Origin of the sequence: Kitasatospora cystarginea, from assembly GCF_039533515.1 — a bacterium.
GTDB classification, from domain to species: Bacteria; Actinomycetota; Actinomycetes; order Streptomycetales; family Streptomycetaceae; genus Kitasatospora; species Kitasatospora cystarginea.
Genome location: NZ_BAAATR010000117.1, coordinates 1 through 4,120, shown reverse-complemented (window position 1 = coordinate 4,120; position 4,120 = coordinate 1). Strand labels below are relative to the sequence as shown.

Genomic DNA, 4,120 nt, shown 5'->3' with positions numbered 1-4,120 from the left:
GCGCCAAGAGCGCACTCATCACCCTCGTCGAACACGCCCTCCTCGCCCGCCTCCGATGAGGAGGGGCCCTCTCCTCGCCCGCCTCCGATGAGGAGGGACCCTGGGCCAGACCATCTGCCCAGGTCACCGACACACAAAGCGCGAACCTGCCCCCTTCCCTTCACAGGGGAGTGGGCAGGTTCACAGCGCTGGATAACAGTTCGGTAGGCATTTGGAGATCAAAAGTAACACAGAGTCGCGATTTCGACCCGCTCTGCAGCATCTAGCCCGAGTTTTGCCAGCATCGTTACTCAATGTCCGATTTGTTCCTTACTCATCGCGTACAGAGGACTGTTTGTCCCGTTTCCCGGCTCGTGCTGGAATTCCAGCTACCCCGTAGTCACCCAGGGAACGTTCCACCCACAGCGGGCTGCGGCAAGCGGGGGAAAGCCGCTGGATTGATCCATGGCCGCCAGGCGGCCGAGAGGTTGTTGTCGAGTGAGGCGTAAGCAGCCAAACACCCCGCAGCGGCGCCCCGAGCCCCGCGAGAACGAGGCGGTCGGCAGTGGCCAGCCTTCGACGAGCGGGTTCTCCGCGTTCACCCCGGCCGGTGAGGACCGCCCGTCCCCCGGCCCCGCGCCCCAGATCCTGAGCGGCCCCGGTGGCCCGGGCTCGCTGGGTCCGGCGCCCAGGGGCAAGGATTCGGGCAAGCGCGGCGGCCAGGGCCCCCAGGGGCCGCGGCCGAACACGCCGAGCGCACCCAAGACCACCGAGGAACTCCGGCAGAGCTCCGGTAAGTACGACTTCCTGATACCGCGCAACTGGCGCGTACCGACCCGTCTGGTCTCCATCCTGCTGATCCCGGTCGTCATCGGCCTGGTCTTCGGCGGCCTGCGGGTCAACTCCTCGATCGACGAGTTCACTAACGCCGACCACGCCTTGAAGACCGCCGAGCTGGCCCGCTCGGCGACCGACCTGGCGGACGCGCTGCAGTCCGAGCGCGACCTCTCGCTCATCCCGCTGATGACCGGACGCGACGACCAGGGCGTGGTGCCCAAGCTGCGCGCCAGGACCGACAAGGCCCTGATCGCCTACAACGACGCCTTCAAGAAGGTCTCCGGCGACGCCACCCTGGGCCGTCGCAACGACGCCTTCCAGCAGCTGGTGGTCAACCTCCCGCACCTGCGGGACAACGCCTACAAGCCCCAGCTGTTCGCCACCGCGACCCAGGCCGCGTACTCGGCGCTGTTCGCCCCGCTGCTGGCCTTCGACAACTCCGTCGGCTACGGCAGCTCCGACGTCACCAGCAAGGGCCGCTCGATCTACGCCCTGTCGCTGGCCAAGGCCTCGGCCTCCAGCCAGCGTTCGCTGATGCTCACCCTGCTCACCGGTATCGGCACCCAGTCGGTGACCCGGTACGAGAACGGCGAGCTGATCCAGACCCTGCTGGTCTCCAGCAAGCTGGAGCAGACCGCGCTCAACGAGTTCACCACCGGTAGCACCCCGCTGGACGCCAAGGTCTACTCGGACGCCCAGGTCGCGCAGTCCGCCGAGGACGCACGCTCCACGCTGCGCATGCCGGACCAGAGCATCCCGTCCATGCAGGGCCTGATGAACATCGGCCTCTCGTACAGTGACGCGGCTATCGCGGGCTTCTCCAACGGCCAGGCCGCGGCCAACCACAGCTTCGAGACCGCCCTCAGGGAAGGCCTGAACAGCGACAACTGGATGCAGGCGACCAACAGTCACCTGAACCCGCTGCGCAGCGCCGAGAAGACGCTGCTCGACCAGGTCGTCTCCAGCACCCAGGACATCCGGGACAACGCCCAGTTCGACGCGATCCTCAACTCGGCCATCGTGGTCGCCGCGCTCGCACTGGCCGGTCTGCTCACCGGCTTCATCGCCCGCTCGATGATCCTCGGTATGCGCGTTCTGAACACCGCCGCGCTGGACATCGCCAACCACCGTCTGCCGGACCTGGTCGAGAAGCTCTCCAAGACCGACCCCGAGCGGGTGGACACCAACGTCGAGCAGATCCCGCTCTGGGGCAAGGACGAGATCGGCGAGGTCGCCCGCGCCTTCGACCAGGTCCACCAGCAGGCGGTCGCGCTGGCCGCCGAGCAGGCCCTGCTCCGAGGCAACCTGAACGCGATCTTCTCCAACCTGTCGCGCCGCAGCCAGGGCCTGATCCAGCGCCAGCTGGCGCTGATCACCGACCTGGAGAACAACGAGGCCGACCCGGACCAGCTGGAGAACCTCTTCAAGCTGGACCACCTCGCGACCCGAATGCGCCGCAACGGTGAGAACCTCCTCGTTCTCGCCGGTGAGGAAGGCGGCCGCAAGTGGAACACCCCGGTCCCGCTGGTCGACGTTCTCCGCGCCGCCGCCTCCGAGGTGGAGCAGTACGAGCGTGTCGAGCTCTCCGGCATTCCGGAGGCCGAGGTCGTCGGCGTCGCCGTGACCGACCTCGTCCACCTGCTCGCCGAGCTGCTGGAGAACGCCACCACGTTCTCCAGCCCGCAGACCCGGGTCCTGGTCAATGCCACCGGCCTGCCGGACGGCCGAGTGCTGGTCGAGATCCACGACAAGGGCATCGGCCTCACCGCCGATGACTTCGCCGAGATCAACGAGAAGCTGGCCGAGCCGCCCACGGTCGACGCCACCATCTCCCGCCGCATGGGCCTGTTCGTGGTCGGCCGGCTGTCCCAGCGGCACGACATCCGCGTGCAGCTGCGCCCCTCGGGCGAGTCCGCCGGTACCACCTCGCTGGTCATGCTCCCGCCGTTCCTCACCCAGATGCGGAACGCGCCGGAGCCGGAGGAGCAGTTCACCGTCTCCCGGATCTTCGAGCAGGAGCCGCAGCAGGCGCCGGAGCCCTGGGACGCCATGGCGAGCCAGCGCAGCGCCGCCGAGCTCGGCTTCGACGACCACCTGACCGGCAACAGCGGCAGCAGCGGCTTCAGCCCCGCACTGGAGGCCATGCAGCGCTCGCAGCGTCTGGACCAGCAGCGCCGCCGCGCCGCTCTGGACGCGGCCCCCGATTCGGTCGAGGCCGAGGACATCATCGAGGCCGAGGTCGAGGAGGTCCCGCCGGCCCCCGCCGAGGCGTACGGCCACCAGCCGCACGCCGAGGAGGGCTACCAGTACGGTCAGGACCAGTTCCAGGCCTACCAGCAGCACGATCAGCAGGACCCCTACGGCCGCCCGCAGTACGCGGACGACTACGGCTACCAGCAGGGCGGGCCGGGCTACGCCGAGCCGCAGTACCAGGAGCAGCAGTACGGCCAGGAGCAGTTCCAGCCCCAGGCCTACCGCGAGGACCAGTACGCCGACAACTACGGCTACGGCGAGGGCCAGTACGGCCGTGGCGGGCAGCAGTTCGAGCAGGGCCAGCCGTTCGGCGGCCGGGCCGACGCGCCCGCCGACCACTCGTACAGCCCGGAGCCGTACGCGACCGAGCAGCCCGCGCTGCCGCCGGCCGCGCCGCACTCCGGCTCCGCGGGCCCGAACGCGGGCCTGCCGCAGCGGCGTCCCGGCCAGCAGCTGGCCGGTGGCGGATTCGGCGGCCCGTCGGCCTTCGGCGACCAGGGCGGCGAGACGCCGAACTGGTTCACCGGTGCGAAGGACACCAGTGGCTCCGGCGAGAACCGCGGCCACGATGTGTCGTCCCTCGGTGGCTACGGCCCGACCGGTCCGACCAGCTCGCCGGCCGCGTCCTGGCAGTCGCCCAACGACGGTGACTGGCAGAAGGCCGAGCGCCTGCGCGAGCCCTCGGCCGGCGGCACCACCCCCTCCGGACTGCCGCGCCGGGTACCCAAGCAGAACCTCGTCCCGGGCAACGCCAAGCCGACGCCGCAGGACGGCCCGCAGGTCTCCCGCAGCCCCGAGGAGGTCCGCGGCCGGCTTACCAACCTGCGCCGCGGCGTCGAGCAGGGCCGCAGCGCGAGCGGCGACGGCTCCACCGGGAGCTTCCGGATCGACCCCGACCGGGGTGGCTCCGGCAACGGACAGCAGAGCAGCACCGATCTCTTCGGCGGCTCGAACCACCAGGAGCGTTGAGTTGAGTCAGATGAGCCAGGCCGCACAGAACCTGAACTGGCTGATCACCAATTTCGTGGACAACACCCCCGGGGTGTCGCAC

The 4,120-nt window shown here is 69.4% G+C and carries 1 protein-coding gene and 1 pseudogene; both read left to right on the top strand.

What is annotated here, in order from left to right:
* Positions 1-477 precede the first annotated feature (477 nt).
* Positions 478-4,038, top strand: a complete 3,561-nt coding sequence (locus ABD369_RS40125; protein WP_344641583.1) for a nitrate- and nitrite sensing domain-containing protein — start codon at positions 478-480, stop codon at positions 4,036-4,038.
* 1 nt (position 4,039) lies between these two features.
* Positions 4,040-4,120 (top strand): annotated as a pseudogene (locus ABD369_RS40120) (roadblock/LC7 domain-containing protein); the annotation flags it as partial.